Genomic DNA, 24,512 nt, shown 5'->3' on the forward strand with positions numbered 1-24,512 from the left:
ACGGTACAAGCGCACAGCGCGTTGACGTAGCTCGTCGGGGTATTTCTTCGGTGCTGCCACGGACGACTTCCTCCCCCACGGCCATCAGACCATGATCAAGAAGCTCCATGAAAGCGGGGGTGGCTCACTTCGCGAGTTGCTTGGAGATAGTGGTGCAGCACAGCCTTCGCATCGCCCAAGTCAGCCATGCCCGCCAGTCTTCCTTATGCGCCCAGCCATCATGCGAGGTGTCGCCTGCAAGATCAGCGCCCGCTGGGGCGGTCGGCATCCTGTCTGGCCGCGATCGTCCGCTGAGGTGTCGCACCATCAGCGACGTGAGCCCAGGATCGAGCGTGACCAGCGCGCCGAGCTGGTCGCCGTAGGTCACGCGACCGTTCGTGTAGGTTCCGCTTCAACGTCTGGGCCCGCCTACGGCGGGCACGTATGGATCGGGGGACGACCGAAGCAGGGCGACGACTGCTGCCTCGATGGGTTCGATGATTGGATCCTCGTGATCTGAGGTGTCCACTTCCACAACGGCGTCGAGTCCAGCTGGCGGCTCGAAGATCGACCGCTTCATCTCGCCTCGCTGGAACTGAGATTCGAGCTGCTTGTCGATAGCTGCGCCTTTGGCCGCTCTAGCGCGGAGGCGTCTGCGGATGACTGCCTCGTGGGCGACGACGTGAACAGCGAGCACTCGGGCGCCACCCGCGAGCAGCGCCTCGAGCAGCTCGTGGGACAACACCGAGGACTCCACGACGAAGCTTACGCGTGAGGTTGCGAGCAGCCGTGCTGCGTCGACCATCACGGCCTCAGCGCGGAGGCTCAGGGGACCACCGGCGATGTGGAAATCGGGATCGGGCTGAACGCCGCCGTCCTGAGTGGCGGAAGCGGACGACAGCCCGAGACCGGTCTTGATTTCGTCCCGGGTCAAAAGCGGCAGTCCGAGGCGGTGCGCCGTTGCAGAGGCAACCGTGGTCTTTCCGGCTCCAGGGGACCCGCATACGGCGACCACCACCGGCCTTTCTCTCCCGAACATCCGTCGATAGTGCCAAACGCCCAGCTGTGCTGTCGACGAGCCGTAACGTGAACGCCGGCTCGGGCGGTGCAACCAACATGTGGGCGGTTCGACAGCAACAGGCCCGGGCGAGGCCAGCGGCTGGGCGCAGACAGCTTCCCGAGGCTACGGAAGCCGAGGGGTCCCGCCGGACGAAGCGCCCAGAACGGGGTGCGATCAGGTGGTGGCCTGCTTCTTGGCACGCAGCGGGGCGAGGGCATCGCTCCAGGCGATGACCTGGTCGAGCATGGTGTTGAACGCCGGGAGGTTGTAGTCGCCTGGCTTGAAGTACCGGTGGTTCTCGAATTCGGTGGTGAACGGGAGGACGACCTGGGCGCGGACGTCGGCCATCATCAGCTCACCGGCCATCGCACGCAGGTGCTCGACGGCGCGGACCCCGCCGTGAGGGCCGTAGGAGATGAACCCCACGGCCTTGTTGTTCCACTCGGCGAACAAGTAGTCCAACGCGTTCTTCAGCACGCCGGTGGTGCTGTGGTTGTACTCCGGGGTGACGATGACGAACCCGTCGAAGGAGGACACCTTCTCGGCCCAGCGGCGGGTGTGCTCGTTCTGGTACTGCCCGAATGACGGAGGCATTTGCTCGTCGAGGTGCGGCAGCGGGAAGTCGCGCAGGTCGACAAGCTCGAACTCCGCGTCGTCACGCTTCGAGGCCAGATTGACTGCCCAGTGGGCCACCTGCTCGCCGTTCCGGTTCGGCCGGGTGCTTCCCAAGATCATCCCAATGCGGGTCATGGTCGCGGTCTCCTGAGGGCTGGGGATAGTTCGCGGAATAGATTGTACGCGTAGCGAACTGTACTCGGCGTGTACTCTAGCGGCATGTCCGCGTCCTCCCCAACCGACCCGGGTGGGAGCGCGCCGGTCGACCGCCTCGCCGCGCCGGCTGACCGCCTCGCCGCGCCGGCGGCCGGGGAGCCGTCGCGAAGCGGGGCCACGCAGGCTGGTTTCCACGTCTCGGCGGAGGCGGCGGACGACGCCTCGGCGCTGATCCAGCTCTCAGGGCTGGTGCAGGGAACGTTCGCGCGGGTAGCCGATCGCCATGATCTGACGGTGGTGCAAGGGCGGCTGCTGTGCGTTCTGGCCGAAAAGCCACGCGGCATGGCCGAACTCGCCCGCATCTTCGGGGTGGGAAAGGCGGGCCTGACCGGGCTGATAGACCGGGCGGCCCAACGTGGCCTGGTCGAGAGATCGCTGGTGCCGGGCGATCGCCGCGCGGTGCATGTGCTGCTCACCGAGGACGGACGCCGGTCGGCGGTGGCATTTCACAGCGACGTCACCAGCGAACTAAACAGTTTCTTGGCGCCGTTGACGGCAGAGGCGCGGACCGGTTTCGGCGAGACCGTCACCACCATCACGAACTCAACCGACCACACCGGCCGGAACGGCCCTCAGCGGGCGGGACGACCTCGGACGACACCCGATCCGACCGGCCCGCCGCAGGTCGTATCGAGGGGGTCAGGGATCTAAGTCCCTCAGCTCTACCGGAAAACGGGAGATCAAGGGCAGGTTTTCGGTTGATCGAGGGCTGCGTGTCCATGGTGGATCGTCCCGACCGGGCCGATGGGCGGCCTGCTGACACGCGTCCAGCTTGTCGTGCCTGTCAGGTCGCAGGCCGTTCCAACTGGGCGCGAACATGCGAGAACATGTCACCTGGCTTGTTGTTCTCCGGGAACCCCTGAAACATCACCATGCCGATGGTGTGCGGGTCGGCCCACCCGCACAGGTCCATGTAGACGCCTTCAAAGCCGCCTGCGGCGCGTTTCACCACGCCCTTGCCGCAACGGGCCTTTCCTCCCATCGGGCCTGCCGGAGTTTCCTTGATCCCGGTCAGACTGGGCCACCAGGAAAACAACTCGTCCAGTGCTTCGTCCGGCTCTGCCACCGGCCCGGCGACGCCACTGACCAGAGCGAGATGGGCGTTGTACGCCGTCGCGTACGCAACGCCGACGGTGCTTGTCGCTTGCCCCTGTAGAAGGGTCTCCAAGCCACCCGTGATCTGCTCGGCCTGCTCGTGCCGTATCCGGCTCGGCGCTTCAGGCCAATGGCCTAGCAGCCTGGCCGGCTTCTCGAGACGCACCATCATTGTGGGAGACGGCGATGGTGACGCGACGTTCGGCAATCCCGTGCAACCAGCCATCAGTAGCAGGCTGAGCGTGGCCGACGAGGCGCTTCGAACCGCACGCCCTCCGGTGTCCACTGCGCTTGTCTGACCAGACTTCACGTCCGTCCCCTTCACCGCGGCAGCGGATCGTAACCCGTGGCCGGTTTGGATGACGTACCGGTCGAGTCAGGGCTGCGCATGGTCAGGAATGCCTTTTGGGGGATCTTGCCGGTGCGGTGGATGAAACTTGCTGAACCATGATCCAGTACCGCCGTACGGGGCCGAGTTCGGTGTCCCGAACGTCTTCGAGTTCGCCACCGTGGTGCTCGATCGTCCTCGCCGAGGCGAGGTTGTCGACCTCGCAGGTGATCAGCACCCGATTCAGGCCGAGCGCCCGTGCCTCGCCGAGCATCCGGCCCAGCGCCCAGGTCGCCAAACCCCGCCGACGTGCGGACGGTCGGATGCCGTAGCCGATCTGGCCAGCGATCCGCAGCAGGTAGTCGTTGAGTTCGTGCCGCAGCGCGATCGCGCCGAGCACCTGGTCACCCTCGACGATCCAGCGGTACGTGCAATGCACCTGGCCGTCGTCCAGCGGCCCCGTCGGGTCCGCCGCGTCAGCCAGCCGGGTCACCCAGACCGCGAACCCGGCCGGCGAGCGGACCTCGTCGGAAGACCGCAGCCCGAAACCGTCCTCATGGCGGCCCGGTCCCCATTCGTCATGCGCCCTGAGCCAGGCGGCGTGCAGCCGGACGGTGGGCGCGATCAGTTCGGGCATCCGGCGACGATAGCGCTCTCGTCCCATGCCTGATCGACCCGCCGGGGCGCGCCGCAGGCGCACGGCAACTGCCCCTTCCTGTCGCCCAAGTCGGGCGGGTGATCGTCAGAGTGGAATGAGACCGGATCGGGCGGCGTACCAGCCGAGTTGCATTCGGCTGTTGGCTCCGGTCAGCTTCATCAGGCGACGGAGCCGGCGTTGCACCGTGCGTTCGCTGGTGCCGAGCCGCCCGGCGACGGCGGCTCGGCGCGGTTCGACGGCACCAAGCGACTGCAGGTGGTCTCGGCCGGGACCGGCACCTCCCAGGAGTACGCCGGGCTCGCCGTGCGGGGCAAGACCGCGCTGGTCATGCGTAGTGCCGCCATCTCGCCCGACCAGCAACTCGCCAACGCGGTCGCCGCGGGCGCGTCAGCGGTGATCGTCTACAACAACGCCGCCGAGCGTTGGGGCGTCGACCTCTGGACCCGCACACCCACCGCGATCCCGGCGATGACCCTCTCCGGCGAGCAGGGTGGGCGACTGCTCGACCTCCTGCGTCGTGACCGGGTCACGGTCGAGTTCAAGGGGGTGGCGGTCAGCCCGTACGCCTATGAACTGCTCCAGGTGGAGAAGGGCGGCCTGCCGGCGAACCAGCGGTACCAGGTCCGGCACAACGACCTGGCCACCCTGCGAACCTCCTACCACGCCTCGGCCAACGGCACCGAGGGCGGCCACTTCCGGTCCATCTGGGCACCGCGACAGGCCGTGGCGTATGGCACCTTCGACCGGCTGGTCATGCCGTTGACCCGGACCGAGTACGTCAGCGCCGGCCTGCGGACCGGACAGGTCACGCTGCTCGCACCGGTATGGCAGCTGGGCGGGTCTCAGCAGATCGAAACGGTCAAGGTGCTGAGCCCGGGGCAGCGGCTGTCCCCGCACTGGAACAAGTCCGTGGTCCGTACGGCGCTGTCAGCGGAATCGGTGGACGCGGCCTACCGCGACAACGACCTGGTGGTGGTCCAGTCTTCGGCGATGCTCGACACCGGAGCCGACCACAGGCAGCAGTCGCACCTCATCCAGACCGACAAGGTTCGCGCCTCGGTCTACCGCAACGGCGAGTACCTCGGATCCTCGAACTTCGCCGGGTTCGCCTTCCCGGCCCTGCCATTCGATCGACTACGACGTGGATGTCGACGTCAACAACCGGGCCAAGGCCGACTCCCGGTTCGACATCGACCTCACCGTCCGGCACCAGAACGGGCTGTCCGGGCCGGCAGTGCGGAACGCGAAGCTCTGGGTCTCCTACGACGACGGCGTGACCTGGAAGTCCGCCGACGTCGACCGGAAGCGGACGGGACAGTTCGAGTCCACCGTCCGGCACCCGAAGTTGGCCGCGACCAACGGGTTCGTGCCGCTGCGGGTGCAGGCCACCGACGCTGACGGCAACACCGTCGAGCAGACCGTGACCCGTGCCTACCAGCTCCGGTAACAGCTAGCGCTCACCCGAACGCTCCCATCCGGTTTGCCGGGTGGGAGCGTTCGGCGTACTGGCCCTGGGAGGCCCCCGACTGGGGGCTCCGCGACGGGTGTGGCCCGCATCGGCCCAGCGCACCTGCCCGCTGGGTCGATCTTCCGGCTTGGACGTCCCGACACTAGGATCGACATCCTTCTACCTCGTAGCCCAATCCGGAGGGAACTCCTCAATGACGGGTCTATTCGCCCGCGTCCTCACGTCGGCCTGCCTGGCACTCGCGACCGCCGGCGCCTCGGTGCTCGCGGTCGCGGGCACCACCGCTGTCGTGGCCACGCCGGCCCAGGCCGCCGGCCCCCGGCCCAACTTCCAGATGCCGGTTTCCTGCGGCGAGACCTGGAGAATGGCCACCTACTACGGCCACGACGACTACGACATCGACCTGACCTTCACCGGCGGGGCCAGCAACGGCCGGCCGATTCTCGCCTCGTACAGCGGCACCGTCACGTTCGCCGGCTGGGGGAACAGCGGCGGCTGGTATGTGATCATCGATCATGGCGGCGGTTGGCGGACCCTCTCCCTGCACATGATCGAGGCGCCGATGGTCGCTGCCGGGCAGTGGGTGTCGACCGGCCAGCAGATTGGCCGGGTCGGCAGCACCGGCAACTCCACCGGCCCGCACCTGCACTACGAGCAGGTGCGCGACGGCGTCAAGACCGAGTCGTACTTCAACGGGGTGCCCTCCGGCATCACCTCCGACGGCAGCCCGTCCACCGGCCCGCTGTACATCTCCGGCCCCACCTCGCCGGCCCGGAACTCGACCAGCCAGAACTGCGGGCAGGTCGTCTCCAACCGCCAGGTGTACGAGTCCGGCAGCCACAGCGGTTGGCAGATGCTGCCGGTCAACAGCATCACCGGCTCGGCCACCGCGTCGATGGTCATCAACGGCAACAAGCTGCTCTACACGGTCAACGGCGGCAGGGTGTACGAGGCGTCCAGCGACACCGGGTGGCGCAACCTCTGGACCGGCATCTCCGGCGTCAGCAACAACGCCCTGGCCGTGATCAGCGTCGACGGCGTGAAGTACGTCTACACCGTGGCCGGGGGAATGGTGCACGAGGCGTCCAGTGCCAATGGTTGGCAGAACCTGAACACCGGCATCGCCGGGGTCAGCGCCAACGCCCTGGCGGCGATCAACCTCAACGGCGTGAAGATCGTCTACACCGTGGTCGGCGGGATGGTGCACGAGGCGGCCAGCAACAGCGGCTGGCGGAACCTGAACACGGGTGTCTCCGGGATCAGCGCGAACGCCCTGACCGCGATCAGCGTCGACGGCGTGAAGTACGTCTACACCGTGGCCGGGGGAATGGTGCACGAGGCGTCCAGTGCCAATGGTTGGCGGAACCTCAACTCCGGCATCGCCGGGGTCAGCGCCGACGCCCTGGCGGCGATCAACTTCAACGGCGTGAAGATCGTTTACACCGTGGCCGGGGGTGTGGTGCACGAGGCGGCCAGCAACAACGGCTGGCGGAACCTCAGCTCCGGCGTCCGTGGCACGGCCGTCTCGGCGACGAGCAACAGTGGGGTCAAGATCCTCTACACCGTCTAACGGCCATCTCGGCACGCCCGGACACTCGACCCACGTGATCTTCCTCGGCTCCGTGTGGTCCGGGTGCCGCCACCGCAGGGCGGCACCCGGACCACACGGGTCAGCTACCGCAGATGCCGTACCCGTTGAGGCTCCAGGTGCCGGCGAAGCCGTCGGCGTCCTCGGTCGCCCGCACCCGCACGGTGGTGCCCGAGGTGATGTTGATGGCGTTGAGCAGCACCTGCCCGTTGCCGGCGTTGATGTCCGCCCCCGCGCTGTAGAGCGCCTTGCCGGCCGGGCAGGTCCTGAGGTGGGTGCGCTGCGGGTCGCTCGAACTCGTCCCCGTCACCACGATCCGCTCCAGCCCGGCCGGCGCGGTGGCGCAGACCGCGAACGACGTGACGCTCCAGCCGGTCGGCGAGGTGCCCTGCACCGCGACCGCCCGGACGGTCACCGACGTCAGGTCGGACGACGGCACCACCTGGTCGAGCACGACGTCACCCAGGCCGCTGTTGATCCGCCCGCCCATCCCGATGACCTTCTTCGTCCCGCAACTGGCCGTGACGAACTCCGTGCCGACCGCCCCGGTCGTCGCCACGACCTGATAGCCGGCCGGCGCGGTGGCGCACTGGGCGAGGGCCTGGAGCCCCCAGTCGGGGGTGAAGTTCGTCGGGCCCACCTCCCGCATCGTCACGAAGAAGCCGGTGCCGTTCGCCAGCGGCTCCAGCCGGTCCAGCCCGACCCGGCCGTCGGCCGTCGACCCGGCCGTGAGGAAGCCGCCGCCCCCGGTGACCACCTTGCCGGCCGGGCACGACGCGAGCGCCGACTTGTCCAGGCTGCTCTCGGCCGCCGACTGGGTGACCGTCTCCAGCCCTGCGGGGTCCGCCGAGGCCGGCACCGCCCCGCCGATCGCCCCCAGCACCGCCGCCGCCCCGACGACCGCCGTCAGCACGCCACGTCCCGTGATTGCTCGCATTGCCGATCTCCCTGTCCACCCCAGACGGCCGGTGCGCTGGCACCGGCCCGTCTCCGCCGGGCCTTCGCCGGCGGCTGGGGACAGCCTGGGCGGCCATGCTTGGCGTCCACTATCCGACGGCTTGCCGCCGGCCACCCCGCACGTGCCGTCCATAGACTTGGGCCGTCCGATCACGACTGGTGGGGAACGTCATGCGGTGGTCCGTCCTCGGTCCTGTCCAGGTCACCGCCGAGGGCCGGATTCTCGCCATCGACCGTCCCCAGCAACGCGCGGTGCTCGCGCTGCTGCTGCTCGACGCCGACCGGCTGGTCTCCACCGGGCAACTCGTGACGGCGCTCTGGGCGGACGACCCACCGGCCACCGCCCGGACCCAGGTGCAGGTCTGCGTCTCCCGGATCCGGGCGGCCCTGCGCGCCGAGGGCGCGGCCGACCTGCTGGTCACCCAGGGCGGCGGCTACCGGCTCACCGTACGCGGGACGGAGCTGGACCTGACCGAGTTCACCGCGACGGTCGAGCAGGCCCACGCCGAGGAGGCGGCCGGCCGGCCGGCGGAGGCGGCGCGGCTGCTGCGCGCCGGCCTGGCACTGTGGCGCGGCCCGGCGCTGGCCGGCGCGGCGGGTGCCTTCGTCGCCACCGCCGCCGCCGGCCTGGACGAGCAGCGGCTGGCCGCCCACGAGCGGCTCGCCGCCGTGGAACTCGGCCTCGGCCGGTGCACCGGGGTCGCGCACGCCCTGCGCCCCCTGGTCGCCGCCCACCCGCTGCGGGAGCCGCTGGTGGCCCGGTACCTGCTCGCCCTGGCCGGCTGCGGCCAGCAGGCCGCCGCGCTGCGGCTGTACGCCGAGACCCGGCGCCAACTCGTCGACGAGCTGGGCGTGGAGCCGGGTGCCGAGCTGGCCGAGGCGCACCTGCGGGTGCTGCGGGGCGAGGTGCCGGACCGGACCGTACCGTCGGGGCCCGGCCCGTCGCCCGCGCCCGACCGGCCCGCCGCCGGGCCGCCCCCGGCGCAGCTCCCCGGCGAGCCGGCCTGGTTCACCGGGCGGACGGCGGCGCTGCGCGAGCTGAACGACCTGCTGCCCGGCGATCCTGCCGGCGAGGACGGCACCCTGCGTCCCGGCGGCGGGGACGGCGGGGACGGCGGGGACGGCGCCGGCCGGGCGGTCGTGATCTCCGCGATCGCCGGCACCGCCGGAGTGGGCAAGACCACCCTCGCGATGCACTGGGCGCACCGGATCGCGCATCGCTACCCGGACGGGCAGCTCTACGTCAACCTGCGCGGGTTCGACCTCGACGGCCGGGCCGTCCCGCCGGCCGAGGCGCTGCGCGGCTTCCTGGCGGCGCTGCATGTGCCGCCCCAGCGGGTGCCCACCGACCTGCCCGGGCAGTCCGCGCTGTTCCGGAGCCTGCTCGCCGGACGGCGGGTGCTGGTGCTGCTCGACAACGCCCGCGACGACGAGCAGGTGCGACCCCTGCTGCCGGGATCACCGGGCAGCCTGGTCGTGGTGACCAGCCGCAACCGGCTCACCGGGTTGGTGGTCAGCGACGGGGCCCGTCCGGTGACCCTGGACCTGCTCGCGCCCGCGGAGTCGCGGGAGCTGCTGGGCCGTCGGCTCGGCCGCAGTCGCGCCGGCACCGAGCCGGTGGCGCTCAACGAGATCGTGCGGCGCTGCGCCGGCCTGCCGCTGGCGCTGGCCATCGTGGCCGCCCGGGCCGTCGGCCAGCCCGACGTGCCGCTGGCCGCCCTCGCCGCGGAACTGCGCGCCACCAACGCGGACCGGCTCACCGCGCTGGAGACCGGTGATCCCGCGACCGACGCCCGGGCGGTCTTCTCCTGGTCGTACCGGGCGCTGGACGCCGAGTCGGCCCGGCTGTTCCGGTTGCTCGGTCTGCACCCCGGCCCCGACGTCGCGCGGCCGGCGGTGGCCAGCCTGGCCGGCCTGCCCCCGTCCCGGGTCGGTCCGCTGCTGGTCGGGCTGGCCCGGGCGAACCTGCTCACCGAGCGTGCCCCCGGCCGGTACGCCATGCACGACCTGCTCCGCGCCTACGCCTCCGAGCTGTGTCACGAGGCCGACCCGGAGGCCGAGCGGGCCGCCGCCCGGAGCCGCCTCCTCGACCACTACCTGCACGCCACACACGCGGCCGACCACCTGCTCGACCCGTACCGGCTGGCCCGGCCGGCGACGCTGCCGGCACCGGAGCCGGGGGTGACGGTGGGCGACCGGCCTGACCATGCCTGGGCGACCGGCTGGTTCACCGCCGAACACCACGTCCTGCTGGCCGCCGTGGAACAGGCGGCGGGCACCGGGCTGGACCGGCACGCGTGGATGCTGGCCGCCGCCCTCACCACGTACCTCGACCGGCGCGGGCACTGGCCCGAGCTGACAGCCGCGCACCACACCGCCCTCGCGGCGGCCCGGCGCCGGGGCGACCTGCCCGGGCAGGCCCTGGCGCACCGGGGCCTGGCCATCGCCTGCACCTGGCTGGGCGACCACCGGGGGGCGCACCTGCACTACGGCCGTGACCTGGAGCTCTACCAGGAACTGGGCGACGACACCGGTCGGGCGCACACCCACCTCGGGGTGAGCTGGGTGCTGGCCCGGCAGGGCCGGCTCCGGGCGGCCCTCGACGAGACGCAGCGCGCGCTCGACCTCTACCGGGCCGCCAGCTACCGGGTCGGGCAGGCCAAGGCGCTCAACAACCTGGGCTGGATGCACGCCCGCCTCGGCGAACCGGGGCCGGCGCTGCGCTGCTGCCAGGCGGCCCTGCGGCTGCACGAGGAGACCGGCGACCGGCACGGTGCCGCCCTCACCTGGGACAGCCTCGGCTACGTCCACCACGGGCGCGGCGACCACGGGCAGGCCGCGGACTGCTACCGGCGGGCGCTCGCGCTGCACCGCGGGCTGGGCGACCGGTACGACGAGGCGGAGGTGCTGGACAACCTCGGCGACGCCGAGCGCGCGGCCGGCGACCTCGCCGCCGCTCGGCGGGCCTGGCGGGCGGCGTCGGCCATCTTCGACGAGCTGCGCCACCCCGACGCCGACCGGCCCCGGGCCAAGCTGGCCGCCACCGCCGGGCCGCCCCGACCGCAGTCGTACCGGCCCGCCCCACTCGTGGTCGGCCAGACCGCCCCCGGCCGCCCGGCGCCAGCCGAGCGGCACCCGTGACGTAGGGGTGCCTTCAGCCCTTCAGCGATCGGGTCATGTCGCGGTCGTCCGACCAGTAGAAGCACCGCCGGTGCGACCCATCGACGCGGCGGAGGCCGCCCCCCGGCAGGGGAGCGGCCTCCGCCGCGCTCACTCGACGCACCCGGACAGCCGGGTACGCGGATCGGACCTACGGCTTCCAGGAGCCAGCGGGCTCAAACTTGTGCCGGTACTCCATCGCGCCGTTCTGGTTGGCCACGTCGAAGGTGACGCTGCCGGTGCGCTTGCTGCCCTCCCGCAGGTTGACGCCGGAGTCGAGCAGGTCGCCGCAGCCGGCGAACGCGCCGGCGATCCCGTTCTCGGTGGTGCCGTCGTCGGCGACCCACTGGAAGTAGAACGGGTTGATCGACATGTTGCCCTTCTTCACCGTCGCGGTGACGTCCGCGATCAGGTAGAGCCCCTTGTCGGGGGCGGGCGAGTACGCCTTGCAGCCCTTGGCCGAGGTGCGGAACCGCAGCACCGTGATCTCCAGGGTGCCCTCGTCGTCGGTGATGACCAGGCTCTCGCCGGCCTTCAGGTTGAACGTCTCACCGTCCGCCGGGGTCGAGGACGAGGACGGGCGGTCGGTCGGCTGGCCGCCCGGTGCGGTGGTCCCCACCGGCCCGGGAAGCTGCCGCTCCGCCTCCTTCGCCGCCTCGTCGACGCCCTTGACGAGCGCCACCACGCCGCCGATGCAGCAGAGCAGGGCGAGCACCGCCGCGACGACCGCGATGATGATGATCGGCTTTTTGCTGCTCTTCTTCGGCTGGGCCGGGCCGAGCGGGTAGCCCGGGCCGCCCGGGGCGGCACCCGGCTGGTACGGCGGGTACGGCGATCCCGAGGTGGGCGGGTACGGCGTGCCGGACACCGGCGGGTATGCCGCGTCCGGGGCGGGCGGCGGCGGGTAGGCACCCGGCTGGTACGCCGTGTCCGGGGTGGCCGGTGGCGGATACCCACCCGGCTGGTATGCCGGATCCGGGGCGGGCGACGGCGTGAACCCGCCCTGCGGCGGCTGGTACGGGGACCCGGAGGCCGGCGGGTAGGGCGCACCGGAGACCGGCGGCGGGTACGGCGCACCGGACACCGGCGGCGGCGCGTACGGCGCACCGGACACGGGCGGCGGGGGCAGCGGCGCGGTCGGATCGGCTGGCCACTGTGGCACGGGTGCCGTCGGCGGTTCCTGGTTCGGCTGGTATGGGTCCTGCGGCCCGTAAGGGGGCTGGGGGTGGCTCACCGTACTCCTCGGCACCTGGTCACGATCGTGACGACCTGACGGTATCGCCCCCGGCAAGGCGCCGGGTGCACGTACCGTCTCAGCGGGGTAACAGGATAGCGGCGGTGCGGACCAGATCGGCGTCTACGGTGAACCGGCCGGTGATCGTCGCGGGTGGATCGGGCACCGGGGCCGCGTCCAGCCGGGCGGCGGCGATCCGGGCCGTGAACAGGCCGGAGTCCGGGTCCAGCTCGACCCGGGCGTCGTGGAAGTCGAGCCAGGTGCCGACGATCGGGTGCCAGACCTTGTAGACGGTCTCCTTGGCGCTGAACAGCACCGCCGGCCAGGAGACGCCGGCCGGCAGCCGGGCGCACTCGTCCCACTCCTCGGGCAGGCCGATCAGCCGGCGTACCCCGGCGTTGAGCTCTTTGTGCTGCTCGGCGTCCATGCCGACGGAGCGGACCTGGTCGGCGCGGGCCGCCGCCGCGGCGCAGTAGCCGTGGGTGTGTGTGATGGTGCCGACCACCCCGGCCGGCCAGACCGGGGACCGGTCCGGTGCCGACGGCAGGGCGACGGCCGGCATTCCGAGCTGGGCGAGCGCCCGCCTGGCGCAGACCCGCCCGGCGGTGAAGTCCCGCCGCCGGCTCTCCACCGCCCGCTCGCCGAGGCAGGCCCGCTCGGCGGGCAACAGCTCCCCGGCCCAGTCGTCGGGCCCGGCGACGGCCACCGCCACCTCGGGCGGCAGCAGGTCACGCATTCCCGCCTCCGGCCGCCGCGCCGCCCCCGGCCCGCCCGGCCAGCACCTGCTCGGTGGTCAGCTTTCGGATGCTCATCGGTGCCGAACGTACCGTAGGCGGGTGTCATCGGAGGGCCCCGGACGCGGCCCGACCGCTCCCCGCCGGTGGCCGCCCCCTGGGGGAGAGAGCGGCCACCGGCGGGTCGGTGCGAGGGACGGCCGGGAGGAGCGCCGGTCGAGGGCTCCGGCCGGGAGGGGCGCGGCGGTCAGGGGCGGCGCGGGCGGCGGGTCAGGGCGAAGCCGACCACGCCGGCCACGGCGGCCAGCACGCCGCCGGCCGTGGTCCAGATCCAGCGCGAGGACACCTCGGGCAGCCAGCCGGTGAGGAAGGACTCGTCGTCCTCCTCCTCGGCCGGTGCCGCCGCCGGCTCACCGGTCAGCACCGTGCCGGCCTTCGTGTTCGGCACCAGCGGCGCCTTCAGCTCCCCGTCGTCGGCCGGGGCGTCGCCGTCGCCCACGTCCGAGACCAGCAGGTCCACGTCGATCGGCAGGCCGAGGTCCGGCTCCGGCAGGTCCACCACCGAGAGCCGGACGTAGTACGTGCCGGGCAGAGGGTCGGCCGACCACGGCTCCGCCCAGGAGCGGACCTGACGCAGCGTGCAGCCGAGCGCGACGCTGGTCGCCGACGCCGTGGCGGTCGGGGCCTGTGCCCCCGCCGTGCACGCCTGCCGGCGGCGCAGGCCGTCGAAGACCTCGACGGTCCAGGTGGACGCGCCGGTGCGGCCCTTGGGGAAGCTGACCGTCCCGGTGATCTCGTGGATCTGCCCGGCGCGGGCCGGGAAGGACCAGTAGAGGTGGTCGCCGGTCGACGCGCCGACCCGGACCGGCTGCCCGGCGGCGATTCCGGTGGCGGTCAGGAACGAGGTGCCGGCCTTGGTGACCGTGGCGGCCCCGGGGGAGGGGGTGGGCGCGGCGAGTTCCTCCCGGGTCGCGGGGGGCGGCGGGCCGGCCAGCGCGGGCGCGGTCGTCAGGACCAGCGCGGCGGCGGTCGGCAGGGTCAGGGCGGCGGTGGCGGCCAGCGCCGCCCCGGACCGGATCAGCGGGGTACGCATCGTCAGTTCTCCCTCCAGGTCGCGACCCACCAGCGGGTGAGCAGGCCGGCGACGAGGCCGGTGAGCAGGCCGGCCAGGGTCAGCAGCATCAGCAGCACCCAGCCCCGGCCCAGGTCCGGCCCGCCCGGGGCGGGCGACGAGGCGACCACGTCCACGGTCAGCTCGATCGGCATGCCGGGGGTGGCCCTGGTGCCGGGACGGGGTGCGAGGGCGTTGCTGACCACCAGGCAGACGGTGGTCGGGGTGGCGCCCGAGTCGCCCGGCGCCGGGCTCGGCGTCTCCCCCTCGTCGGCGTCGTCCGAGTCGGCGGCGGCCGACCAGCGCAGGCCGGCGGAAACCACATCGGTACGGCCGCTGCCGGCGTCCACGCCGCGGACCAGTTCACGGCCGTCCGGCGCGGTGGCCCGCAGCAGCACCCCGTAGTCCGGGTTGACCGGGCGGTCCAGCGCGATGCTCACCGAGGCGCGCAGCTCCTGCCCGGGGCGCACCGGGACCCGGTACCAGCGGTGCTCGGAGAACTGCTCCCGGTCGGTGTAGACGCCGGGGGCGAGCAGCGGCGCGTCCGGGCACCGGGCGGAGCCGCCCACCACGGCCGGGGCCGCCGTGTACGTGTCCCGGGCGCGGTCGACCAGCTGCTTGATCCGGCCGGTCAGCTCGTCCGCGCTCTGCGCGGCCGTGTACGTCCCGCCGGTCGCGTTGGCGATGCAGAGTAGCTGCCGGCGCACCTTCTCGTCGGGGGCCAGGCCGAGGGTGTCCACCACCAGCTTGGTGCCCTGCGCGGCCAGCTCACGGGCCACCTCGCACGGGTCCGGCGGCGCGCAGGTGTCCTCGCCGTCGGTGATCAGCACGATCCGGCGGGCGGTGGCGCCGGTGCCCAGGTCCTGGGCGGCCGAGCGGAGCGCCAGCCCGACCGGGGTGAAGCCGGTGGGCCGGAGGGTGGCCACCGCCGCCTTGGCCTGGGTCCGGTCCACCTGACCGACCGGCACGATCTGCTGGGTGTCCTGGCAGCCGACCTTCTTGTCCTTGCCCTTGTAGGTGGCGCCGAGGACCCGGATGCCGAGCTGGGTCTCCTCCGGCAGCGCGTCCACGACCTCGTTGAACGCCTGCTGCGCCACGGAGATCCGGCTCCGCCCGTCGATGTCCCGGGCCCGCATCGAGCCGCTGACGTCGAGCACCAGCTCGACCCGGGGCGGCTCGGCGGGGGTCTCCTCGTCGGCCCAGGCGGGCGCTGGCCCGCCCAGCACGATCCCGGGACCTATCAGGACGGTCGCCGCCAGCAGTCCACCGAGGACGGATGTCGATCGTCTTCTGTTGATCACTAGGGCGAGTGTAGTGAGATCCACTCCGGATGGTCGGTCGCCCCCCGGCGGCTGCCCGCGCCCGGCCGACGGCCCGCGCGGCCAGCGCGGCGTCCTCTCCGGGTGCGGGGATCTCGCGAGGTTTTCGCCGGGTGACTGACGGTTAACTGCCAGGTGTAAACCACCAGGCCGGGGCGAGTCTCGTCAGAAATCTGACCCGAGTCCACCCGTTGTGCCGGTGGTGCCCGGTGGTTAAGCTCTACGTGCGCGCCCCAATCGCCCGCTTCCCCCGTGGCAGGCGATCGGGGCGCGCGTCTCCGTGTCCGGGCCCAGCGAGGCCTCGCGCCGGAGCCGTCGGCTATCCGATATCCGACGTCGCCTCCGGTTTCGCTCACCGGGCCACCTGCCTCGCCCCGCCATCACCGTCCGCGACAGCCGCAGCGGCCCTCACGCCGGCGGTCGACCACCGGGCGCGGTGCGCCGCCGCGAGGCCTTCGTCAGATCCAGCGGCCGTCGAGCCACATCCGGGCGGACCACTCGGCGTACGGCAGCAGCTTTCCCACGAAGATCGGATAGAAGTACGCGAAGCAGAGCGCGACCAGCAGCACGTACGCGCCGACCGCGATCCCGCCGATCAGCCGTCGGTCGGCCGCGTCGTCGCTCAGCACGGCGGGCTGGTCCCCGGCCGCCGACCGGGCCCCGGCGGGGGCCGGGGAGGCGATGGCGCCCAGCACGTAGACCACCGCCAGCACCAGGAACGGCAGGGCCGGCGCGGCGTAGAAGGAGAACATCGTCCGCCCGTCCAGGGCGAACCAGAACCAGGGCAGCAGGCCGGCCGCCGCACAGAGCAGGATCGCCCCGGCCCGCCAGTCCCGCCGGGCCGCGCCGATCCAGGCCGCCCCGAACAGGGCGGGCAGGAACGACCACCACAGCAACGGCGTGCCGAGCAGCAGGATCTCGGAGGCGCAGGTCGGCGCTCCGCAGCCGCCGTCACCGGACCAGTAGAAGGCCACCGGCCGGCCGAGCAGCAGCCACTGCCACGGCCAGGACTGGTACTTGTGTGGCTCGTCGAGCTGGGTGTGGAAGCCGTACGCGGCCTTGTGGTATTCCCACAGGTTGTTCAGCGCACCGAGGTACGGGGTGTCGCTGAGCTCTTTCACGTTCGGGTACCGGGCGGCGAGCCGGTAGTAGCCGTCGTCGGTCAGCAGCCAGCCCGACCAGGTGGCCACGTAGGTGACGACCATCAGCACCCCGGCCAGGGCAAGCCAGGGCACCTCGTCGAGCAGGGCGTCGCGCCAGGGCCGGCGCACCCCGGCGGACCGGCGGACGCCGACCTCCCAGAACAGGGCCAGCAGCGCGAAGGCCGGCAGGAAGTAGACCCCGCTCCACTTCACCGCGCAGGCGCAGCCGAGCAGCACCCCAGCCGCCAGCCGCCACCAGGGCCAGTTCCGCCAGCCGCCGGCCGGCCGGCCGGCCCGCCCCGGGGTGGTGGGGTCCAGCCCGGCCTCCAGCGCCCGGCTCCACCGCCGGCGCCGGGCGTCCCGGTCGAGGACCAGGGCGCCGAACGCGGCCAGCACGAACAGCAGCAGGAAGATGTCGAGCAGGGCGGTGCGGGAGAGCACCAGGTGGAAGCCGTCCAGGGCGAGCAGCAGGCCGGCGGCGCAGCCGAGGGTGGTGGAGCGGAACAGCCGGCGGCCGATGCGGACCAGCAGCAGCACCGACACGATGCCGGCGATCGCGGCGCCGAAGCGCCAGCCGAACTCCGGAGCGGTGGTCATCAGGTGCCCCGGCACGGAGATGTTGTGCTCGGCGTCGGAGTAGCCGAAGGCCCACTCGCCGAGCCCGATCAGCCACTTGCCCAGCGGCGGGTGCACCACGTACGACGGGCCGTTGTCCTTGTAGTTCCACTCGACGCCCTTGTCGACCAGCCCCCAGCCGTCGCGGGCGTAGTAGATCTCGTCGAAGATCTTGCCCTTCGGGCCGCTGAGGCCGACCAGGCGCAGGATCGCCGCGATCGCCACCACGACGGCGGTGGCCAGCCACGAGTTGACGTCCAGCCGGGCGTCGACGGTCGCCAGCCGCCGCCGCACGATCGCGGCGACGCCCCCACCGCCGCTGGTGGGGGGAGGTGCGGATTCCTCGGTCGCGGCGCCGGCCCCGGCGTGCTCCGATTCCGCCCGGCCCGCGCTCGCGCTCTGCGCTGTCGACGCACTCGTCACGAGGCGATCGTAGGCTGCGGAGGTGCCCGGTGGCGCCCGTCGTCCTCGATACCGGAACAACTGTCGATGAAGGAGTAGGTCTCGTGGGTGAAATGTCCGAAGTTGGCCGCCTGGTCCTCCTCGGCGCGCCGCTCGGCAACCCAGCCGACGCGTCCGCCCGGTTCCGCGAGGTGCTCGCCGCCGCCGACGTGGTCGCCGCCGAGGACACCCGGCGGCTCACCCGGCTGGCCCGGGACCTCGACATCACCGTGCCCGGCCGGATCGTCTCCTACTTCGAGGGCAACGAGGAGCGCCGCACCCCCGAGCTGGTCGAGGTGCTCCGCGAGGGGTACGTCGTCGCCCTGGTCACCGACGGCGGGATGCCCAGCGTCTCCGACCCCGGGTACCGGCTGGTCCGGGCCGCGCTCGACGCCGGTGTGCCGGTGACCGCCGCCCCCGGGCCGAGCGCCGTCACCACCGCGCTGGCCCTGTCCGGGCTGCCCAGCGACCGGTTCTGCTTCGAGGGCTTCCTGCCCCGCACGCCCGGCGCCCGGCGCTCCCGGCTGCGCGCCCTGGCCGCCGAGGAGCGGACCCTGGTGATCTTCGAGGCCCCGCACCGGATCGCCGGCGCGCTCGCCGACCTGGCCGCCGCGTTCGGCGCCGACCGGCCGGCGGCGCTCTGCCGCGAGCTGACCAAGACGTACGAGGAGGTGGTCCGCCGGCCGCTCGGCGAACTGGCCACCTGGGCCGCCGACAGCGGGCCGCGCGGCGAGATCACCCTGGTGGTGGCCGGTGCCGAGCCGGCCGCCGCCGAGCGACCGGACGACGCGACGCTGCGCGCCGCCGTGGCCGAACGGGAGGCCGCCGGCCTGTCCCGGCGAGACGCGATCAGCGAGGTCGCCACCGGGTACGGCCTGCGCCGCCGCGACGTCTACGCGGTCGTGCACGCCTGAGGTGTCCTGACGGTCGCCCCCCCGCCGCCCCGGCCGGCGGGGCGTCACCAGGCGTCGACAAGGAAGCCGGCCGTGATCACGAGCGGGCCGGCCACGGCGGCGGCCACCGCCCAGCGGCGGGCCCGCCGGTCGGCGAACAGGGTGGCACCGGTGCACCGGGCGATCGCCCCGCCGCACGCCAACACCAGCAGCAGCCCGAGCAGCCAGCTCAGGTGGCGGCCGACCCCGGTGTCGGCGTACGCCGCGTCGGACGCCGGACCGGTCATCGCGGCCGGCAGGACGGAGCCGGTGGCGCTGCGCTCGGTGGGCACCCCGCTGATCCGCACCCCGAACGTGACGAACCGGCCGTCGTCGGCGGTGAAGATCCCCCGGCAGCGCTGGGTCAGCCCGCCTCCGGTGCACTCGCCGATCACCACGGTGCCGGCGACGCGGTGCCCGACGGCCAGCCAGAACGGGCCCGCGCTCACCCAGGCGAAGAAGGCGGCGAGCAGGCTCAGCGCCAGCAGCGCGGAGAGCCCCTGCCAGGGCTCCGGCGGCCGGGCGGGGCGGTCGGCCCGCCGCCGTCGGGCCCGGGCACCGGCCGCCCGGTCGCCGTCGCCGCGCCGCCACCGGCCGTGTCCCTCCCCCAGCGGCGTGCCGTCCCAGTGCACCTCCTCGATCGGCGCCCAGAACAGCCCGTCGTCGGACCCCGACGGGTCGCCGACGGCGGTTCCCGGGCGGGGCCGGCCGCCCGGCTGCCGGACCGGGACCCGGCGCGGCACGGCGCCGACCGGTGCCCCGGTGGTCGGCTCCACCTCCACCGGCCGGCCGGGGCCGCCGGTGGCCTGCCCGGGCACGACGCCCGAACCGGCCGTCCCGGACGCGGCGGTCGACCCGGCCAGCAGCGCGCCCGGCCCGGGCGGCGGGTCGTCGTCGCGGGCCGACCCGGCGGGCGGCTCCTCGTGCTCTGGGGCGGCTCGTCTGGCGGTCACGGGCTTCATTGGACACCGGTCGGGGTGGGTGTCCAGGCAGCTCAGCCCGCGTGTCGACGACAAATCGGGCAACGGTCGCCCCCCCGGCGCCGTCCGGTCGCCGAGGCCCCCTCGACCTGCCCTCGTACGCGCCGGGCCGGGCCGGGCCGACGCGGCGTCGGCCGCCCGGGTGGCCCGTTGGTTCGCGGGGCACCCGACGAGGTCACTAGGCTTGCTGGTCATGAGTCACGTTCTCGCGGCGGTAGCCTGGCCCTACGCCAACGGCCCGCGCCACATCGGCCACGTCTCCGGTTTCGGCGTTCCCTCCGACGTCTTCGCCCGGTACATGCGGATGGCCGGCCACGACGTGCTCATGGTGTCCGGCACCGACGAGCACGGCACCCCGATCCAGGTGCAGGCCGACGCCGAGGGGGTCACCCCGCGCGCGCTGGCCGACCGGTACAACCGGGTGATCGCCGAGGACCTGCGGGCGCTCGGGCTGTCGTACGACCTGTTCACCCGCACCACCACCCGTAACCACTACGCCGTGGTGCAGGAGCTGTTCGCGGGGATGCACCGCAACGGCTACATCGTTCCGAAGGTCACCGTCGGCGCGATCTCCCCGTCCACCGGCCGGACCCTGCCCGACCGGTACATCGAGGGCACCTGCCCGATCTGCGGGTACGACAGCGCCCGCGGCGACCAGTGCGACAACTGCGGCAACCAGCTCGACCCGGTCGACCTGATCAACCCGAAGTCCAAGATCAACGGTGAGACGCCGGAGTTCATCGAGACCGAGCACTTCTTCCTCGACCTGCCGGCCCTGGCCGACGCCCTGCGGCAGTGGCTGGACAGCCGGGAGGGCTGGCGGCCCAACGTGCTGCGGTTCTCGAAGAACCTGCTCGACGACCTCCAGCCGAGGGCGATCACCCGGGACCTGGACTGGGGGGTGCCGATCCCCCTCGACGGCTGGCGGGACCGGTCGGACAAGCGGATCTACGTCTGGTTCGACGCGGTCATCGGCTACCTGTCCGCGTCCATCGAGTGGGCCCGCCGCACCGGCGACCCGGAGGCGTGGCGGAAGTTCTGGAACCCGAAGGGCGCCGAGGGCGGCACCGACGGTGACGTGCAGAGCCACTACTTCATGGGCAAGGACAACATCGTCTTCCACTCGGTGATCTGGCCGGCGCTGCTCGACGGCTACTCGGGCGAGGGCGCGCGCGACGGCGAGCCGGGCCGGCTGGGCCGGCTCAACCTGCCCACCGAGGTGGTCTCCAGCGAGTACCTGACGATGGAGGGGCGCAAGTTCTCCTCCTCCCGCAAGGTGGTCATCTACGTCCGGGACTTCCTGGAGCGGTACGACGCCGACGCGCTGCGCTACTTCATCGCCGTCGCCGGCCCGGAGAGCAACGACACCGACTTCACCTGGGCCGAGTTCCTCCGCCGCAACAACGACGAGCTGGTCGCCGGCTGGGGCAACCTGGTCAACCGGTCCGTCTCGATGGCGGCGAAGAACTTCGGGGTGATCCCGCCGGTCGACCCGGCGGGGCTCACCGAGGCCGACGAGGCGCTGCTCGCCACCGCCCGGGCCGGCTTCGAGACCGTCGGCGACCTGATCGGCCGGCACCGGCAGAAGCAGGCCATCGGCGAGGCGATGCGGGTCGTCGCCGAGGCCAACAAGTACCTCTCCGACCAGGCCCCGTGGAAGCTCAAGGACGAGGCGGACAAGCCCCGGATGGGCACCATCCTGCACGTCGCCCTCCAGGTGGTCAGCGACGCGAACACGCTGCTGACCCCGTTCCTGCCGCACTCCGCGCAGAAGATCCACGAGCTGCTCGGCGGCACCGGCGTGCACGCGCCGATGCCCGTGCTGGAGGAGGTCGACGACCTCGACGGCGGGCCCGCGTACCCGGTGCTGACCGGGGACTACACGGTCGGGACGCGCTGGGAGTCCGTACCGCTGGAGGCGGGCCGGCCGCTCGCGGCGCCGAAGCCGGTCTTCCGCAAGCTCGACCCGTCGATCGTCGACGAGGAACTGGCCCGGCTCGCCGGCTGACCACCGAGCCGGTCCGACCCACCGAGCCGGTCCGACCCACCGCCGGTCCGACCCACCGCGCTGGTTCGACCCGCTGCGCCGACGCGGTCCCCGCCCCCGGGGACCGCGCCGGCGGTACGGCCGTCGGGCGGCCTCAGCGTTGGCTCATCGCCGGGGCCACCACGAACTCCAGGATCGCGCGGTTGACCTCGTCGCTGTTGGTCCACGGGATGCCGTGCGGTGCTCCCTTGAGCGTGGTCAGCCGGCTGTCGGGCAGCATCGACTGCAACCGCTGCCCGGTCGCCGCGTACGGCAGCACCCGGTCCTGGTCGCCCTGCACGATCAGCACCGGCACGTCGATCCGGGGCAGGTCCGGCCGGAAGTCGGTCAGCCAGGCGTCCACGCACTGGTACGTGCCGATCGCCGAGGCCCGCGTGCCGATGTCCCAGTGCGCCCGGTACGCCTCCTCGCTGACTGATTTGCCCTTGTTGTCCGCATAGTTGAAGAAGTTGTCGCAGAAGCTGGTGAGGAACGCGAACCGGTCGGCGAGGATCGCCTGCTGGAACCCGTCGAACAGGCTCCGGTCCACCCCCTCCGGGTTGTCGGCGGTCTTCAGCAGGAACGGCGCGAGCGGGGCGAGCAGCACCGCCCGGTCCACCCGGCCCGACCCGTACGTGCCGAGGTAGCGAACCACCTCCCCGGTGCCCATCGAGTGCCCGATCAGGATCGTGTTGCTCAGGTCCAGCTCGGTCATCAACACGTCCAGGTCGGCCGCGAACGTGTCGTAGTCGTACCCGGCGGCCGGCTGGCTGGAGTTCCCGAAGCCCCGCCGGTCGTACGTGATCGTGCGGTAGCCGGCGGCGAGCAGGGCGCTGGTCTGCTTCTCCCAGGTCGCCCCGTTGAACGGGAACCCGTGGATCAGCACCACCGGCTGCCCGGCGCCGTGGTCCTCGTAGTACAGGTCGATGGGCGCGGAGTTCTCCGCGCCGACGGTCATGAAGGGCATGTCGTCTCCCGGAGCGGGGTCGGGGCCGTCGGACGCCCGGCGCATTCCCGGCCCTCCCGCCGTTATGCCCGCCCACCACCGCTCCGGGCCGACCGGCGGTGTGTGATGCTGACGGCGATGACAGAGCCGACTGAGTCCCGCCGCCAGCGGGCCACCCGCCGGGCCGGGGAGTTCCCGCCCGCGCCCGAGCCGTTGCCCCGCCCCGTGCCGGACAGCCACACCCACCTGGACATCACCGTCACCGAGGCCGGCGCCCCGGCCGGCGGGGCGGGCGGGAACGCCGCCGCCGACGACCCGGTCGCAGCGGCCGTCGCGGTGGCCGCCGAGGCCGGCGTGGACCGGCTCGTCCAGGTCGGCGTGGACGTGGCGTCCTCCGCGTGGAGCGCCGACGCGGCCGACCGCTACCCGGCGGTGCTGGCCACCGTCGCCCTGCACCCCAACGAGGCGCCCCGGCTGGCAGACCTCGACGAGGCGCTGCGGCAGATCGAGGCGCTCGCGGCCCGGGACCGGGTGCGCGGGATCGGCGAGACCGGGATGGACTTCTTCCGCACCGGCGACGAGGGCCGGGCCGCGCAGGAGGAGAGCTTCCGGGCGCACGTCGCCATTGCCAAGCGGTACGGCAAGGCCCTGGTCGTCCATGACCGGGACGCGCACGCCGACGTGCTGCGGATCCTCGACGACGAGGGCGCCCCGGACACCGTCGTGCTGCACTGCTTCTCCGGCGACGCCGGGTTCGCCGCCGACTGCGTGCGCCGCGGCTACCTGCTCAGCTTCGCGGGCACCGTCACCTTCGGCAGCGCCGTCGCGCTGCGCGAGGCCGCCGCCCTCACCCCGCTCGACCAGCTCCTGGTGGAGACCGACGCGCCGTACCTCACCCCCACCCCGCACCGGGGGCGGCCCAACGCGTCGTACCTGATCCCGCTCACCGTGCGGGCGCTGGCCGCGACCACCGGCGCGGACCTCGACGAGCTGTGCGCGGCGCTGTCGGCCAACGGCGAGCGCGCGTTCGGCCCGTGGTGACCGGCCTGCTCGGCCCGGCGGAGATCCGGGAACTCGCCGCCCGCCTCGGCGTGCACCCGACCAAGAAGCTCGGCCAGAACTTCGTGCACGACCCGAACACCGTCCGCCGGATCGTCACCGTCGCCGGCCTGGCCCCGGACGACGTCGCCCTGGAGGTCGGCCCCGGCCTCGGCTCACTCACCCTGGCCCTGCTGCCGGTGGCCGCGCACACCCACGCCGTGGAGCTCGACGCGACGCTGGCCGCCGCGCTGCCGGAGACCGCCGCCCGGTTCGCCGGGCCGGCCGCCGCCCGGCTGACCGTGCACCACGCCGACGCCCTGCGGATCGGCGCCGCCGAGCTGGCCGACCCCGCGCCGACCGCGCTGGTGGCGAACCTGCCGTACAACGTGGCGGTGCCGGTGGTGCTGCACCTGCTGGCCGAGCTGCCCAGCCTCCGGCACGGCCTGGTGATGGTGCAGAAGGAGGTCGCCGACCGCCTCGTCGCCGGCCCCGGCTCGAAGGTCTACGGCATCCCGTCGGTCAAGCTCGCCTGGTACGCCCGCTCCCGCGCCGCCGGTAAGGTGCCGCCCAACGTGTTCTGGCCGGTGCCCAACGTCGACTCCGGCCTGGTCGCCTTCACCCGCCGCGAGCCGCCCCGCCCCGACGTGCCCCGGAAGCAGGTCTTCGCCGTCGTCGACGCCGCGTTCGCCCAGCGCCGCAAGACCCTGCGGGCCGCCCTGGCCGGCTGGGCCGGCGGCGCGGACCGGGCCGCCGCGGCGCTCACCGCCGCCGGTGTCGACCCCGGCGCGCGCGGCGAGTCGCTCACCGTCGAGCAGTTCGCCGCCATCGCCGCGTCGGCCCCGACCGCCCCGTCGGCCGAGCAGTAGGC

At 72.9% G+C, this 24,512-nt stretch carries 21 protein-coding genes; 8 read left to right on the forward strand and 13 right to left on the reverse strand.

The window, feature by feature from the left end:
- Positions 1-124 precede the first annotated feature (124 nt).
- The 3 genes from GVV04_RS09695 to GVV04_RS09705 all read right to left on the reverse strand — a co-directional run bounded on the left by GVV04_RS09695 (position 125) and on the right by GVV04_RS09705 (position 1,789).
- On the reverse strand, positions 125-367 hold the full coding sequence (locus GVV04_RS09695) for a hypothetical protein (RefSeq protein ID WP_161686831.1): 243 nt from the start codon (positions 365-367) through the stop codon (positions 125-127).
- Positions 368-391: 24 nt separating this feature from the next.
- Positions 392-1,018, reverse strand: a complete 627-nt coding sequence (locus tag GVV04_RS09700) for an AAA family ATPase (RefSeq protein WP_161686833.1) — start codon at positions 1,016-1,018, stop codon at positions 392-394.
- A gap of 195 nt (positions 1,019-1,213) precedes the next feature.
- On the reverse strand, positions 1,214-1,789 hold the full coding sequence (locus tag GVV04_RS09705; protein ID WP_161686835.1) for an NADPH-dependent FMN reductase: 576 nt from the start codon (positions 1,787-1,789) through the stop codon (positions 1,214-1,216).
- 84 nt (positions 1,790-1,873) lie between these two features.
- Here GVV04_RS09705 and GVV04_RS09710 point away from each other — a divergent pair, with 84 nt between their 5' ends.
- Positions 1,874-2,521, forward strand: coding sequence for a MarR family winged helix-turn-helix transcriptional regulator (locus GVV04_RS09710; RefSeq protein WP_161686837.1), 648 nt, complete (start codon positions 1,874-1,876; stop codon positions 2,519-2,521).
- 133 nt (positions 2,522-2,654) lie between these two features.
- On the opposite strand, the gene GVV04_RS09715 is transcribed toward GVV04_RS09710, so the two are convergent.
- Together GVV04_RS09715 and GVV04_RS09720 are read right to left on the reverse strand one after the other, a co-directional pair.
- A complete protein-coding gene (locus GVV04_RS09715) occupies positions 2,655-3,131 on the reverse strand; it encodes a hypothetical protein (protein WP_161686839.1) in 477 nt (158 codons plus the stop codon).
- A 226-nt stretch (positions 3,132-3,357) separates the two neighbouring features.
- Positions 3,358-3,993, reverse strand: a complete 636-nt coding sequence (locus GVV04_RS09720) for a GNAT family N-acetyltransferase (protein ID WP_328822296.1) — start codon at positions 3,991-3,993, stop codon at positions 3,358-3,360.
- Between the two features lie 135 nt (positions 3,994-4,128).
- Between GVV04_RS09720 and GVV04_RS09725 the strand changes: the two genes are divergently transcribed.
- Positions 4,129-5,349, forward strand: a complete 1,221-nt coding sequence (locus tag GVV04_RS09725) for a PA domain-containing protein (RefSeq protein WP_161686841.1) — start codon at positions 4,129-4,131, stop codon at positions 5,347-5,349.
- 263 nt (positions 5,350-5,612) lie between these two features.
- Positions 5,613-6,989 (forward strand): M23 family metallopeptidase, encoded by a 1,377-nt coding sequence (locus tag GVV04_RS32175; protein ID WP_201753270.1) that lies wholly within the window; start codon positions 5,613-5,615, stop codon positions 6,987-6,989.
- A gap of 100 nt (positions 6,990-7,089) precedes the next feature.
- On the opposite strand, the gene GVV04_RS09735 is transcribed toward GVV04_RS32175, so the two are convergent.
- Positions 7,090-7,944: a hypothetical protein gene (locus tag GVV04_RS09735; protein WP_161686843.1), complete on the reverse strand. Its 855-nt coding sequence runs from the start codon at positions 7,942-7,944 to the stop codon at positions 7,090-7,092.
- 191 nt (positions 7,945-8,135) lie between these two features.
- Between GVV04_RS09735 and GVV04_RS09740 the strand changes: the two genes are divergently transcribed.
- Positions 8,136-11,105 (forward strand): AfsR/SARP family transcriptional regulator, encoded by a 2,970-nt coding sequence (locus GVV04_RS09740; protein ID WP_161686845.1) that lies wholly within the window; start codon positions 8,136-8,138, stop codon positions 11,103-11,105.
- 169 nt (positions 11,106-11,274) lie between these two features.
- On the opposite strand, the gene GVV04_RS33925 is transcribed toward GVV04_RS09740, so the two are convergent.
- From GVV04_RS33925 to GVV04_RS09765, 5 genes are all read right to left on the reverse strand, one after another.
- On the reverse strand, positions 11,275-12,285 hold the full coding sequence (locus GVV04_RS33925; RefSeq protein WP_328822297.1) for a DUF4352 domain-containing protein: 1,011 nt from the start codon (positions 12,283-12,285) through the stop codon (positions 11,275-11,277).
- 151 nt (positions 12,286-12,436) lie between these two features.
- Positions 12,437-13,093, reverse strand: coding sequence for a 4'-phosphopantetheinyl transferase family protein (locus GVV04_RS09750; RefSeq protein WP_161686850.1), 657 nt, complete (start codon positions 13,091-13,093; stop codon positions 12,437-12,439).
- Between the two features lie 245 nt (positions 13,094-13,338).
- Entirely contained in the window at positions 13,339-14,184 is an 846-nt protein-coding gene (locus GVV04_RS09755) for a peptidase (RefSeq protein WP_161686853.1), read from the reverse strand.
- A gap of 2 nt (positions 14,185-14,186) precedes the next feature.
- Complete coding sequence (locus GVV04_RS09760) at positions 14,187-15,503, reverse strand: VWA domain-containing protein (RefSeq protein ID WP_161686855.1); 1,317 nt, start codon at positions 15,501-15,503, stop codon at positions 14,187-14,189.
- 476 nt (positions 15,504-15,979) lie between these two features.
- Complete coding sequence (locus GVV04_RS09765; protein ID WP_161686857.1) at positions 15,980-17,701, reverse strand: dolichyl-phosphate-mannose--protein mannosyltransferase; 1,722 nt, start codon at positions 17,699-17,701, stop codon at positions 15,980-15,982.
- A 92-nt stretch (positions 17,702-17,793) separates the two neighbouring features.
- Here GVV04_RS09765 and rsmI point away from each other — a divergent pair, with 92 nt between their 5' ends.
- Positions 17,794-18,633: a 16S rRNA (cytidine(1402)-2'-O)-methyltransferase gene (gene rsmI / locus GVV04_RS09770; RefSeq protein ID WP_201753273.1), complete on the forward strand. Its 840-nt coding sequence runs from the start codon at positions 17,794-17,796 to the stop codon at positions 18,631-18,633.
- A gap of 44 nt (positions 18,634-18,677) precedes the next feature.
- On the opposite strand, the gene GVV04_RS09775 is transcribed toward rsmI, so the two are convergent.
- Positions 18,678-19,613, reverse strand: a complete 936-nt coding sequence (locus tag GVV04_RS09775) for a hypothetical protein (RefSeq protein WP_201753274.1) — start codon at positions 19,611-19,613, stop codon at positions 18,678-18,680.
- 211 nt (positions 19,614-19,824) lie between these two features.
- Here GVV04_RS09775 and metG point away from each other — a divergent pair, with 211 nt between their 5' ends.
- Positions 19,825-21,639 (forward strand): methionine--tRNA ligase, encoded by a 1,815-nt coding sequence (metG, locus tag GVV04_RS09780; protein WP_161686861.1) that lies wholly within the window; start codon positions 19,825-19,827, stop codon positions 21,637-21,639.
- Between the two features lie 133 nt (positions 21,640-21,772).
- On the opposite strand, the gene GVV04_RS09785 is transcribed toward metG, so the two are convergent.
- The gene (locus tag GVV04_RS09785) at positions 21,773-22,624 is read right to left on the reverse strand and encodes an alpha/beta fold hydrolase (protein WP_161686863.1); all 852 of its coding nucleotides are present in this window, start codon (positions 22,622-22,624) and stop codon (positions 21,773-21,775) included.
- Positions 22,625-22,729: 105 nt separating this feature from the next.
- On the opposite strand from GVV04_RS09785, the gene GVV04_RS09790 reads away from it, so the two are divergent.
- Both GVV04_RS09790 and rsmA read left to right on the forward strand, forming a co-directional pair.
- On the forward strand, positions 22,730-23,644 hold the full coding sequence (locus GVV04_RS09790) for a TatD family hydrolase (RefSeq protein ID WP_161686865.1): 915 nt from the start codon (positions 22,730-22,732) through the stop codon (positions 23,642-23,644).
- Positions 23,641-24,510 carry a 16S rRNA (adenine(1518)-N(6)/adenine(1519)-N(6))-dimethyltransferase RsmA gene (gene rsmA / locus GVV04_RS09795; protein ID WP_161688293.1) on the forward strand — a complete coding sequence of 290 codons (870 nt, stop codon included), beginning with the start codon at positions 23,641-23,643 and terminating at the stop codon, positions 24,508-24,510. The genes GVV04_RS09790 and rsmA overlap by 4 nt, the downstream gene beginning before the upstream one ends.
- The last annotated feature ends 2 nt before the right edge of the window (positions 24,511-24,512 follow it).

The sequence above is a fragment of the Micromonospora rubida genome (assembly GCF_009908295.1).
Lineage (GTDB): Bacteria > Actinomycetota > Actinomycetes > Mycobacteriales > Micromonosporaceae > Micromonospora > Micromonospora rubida.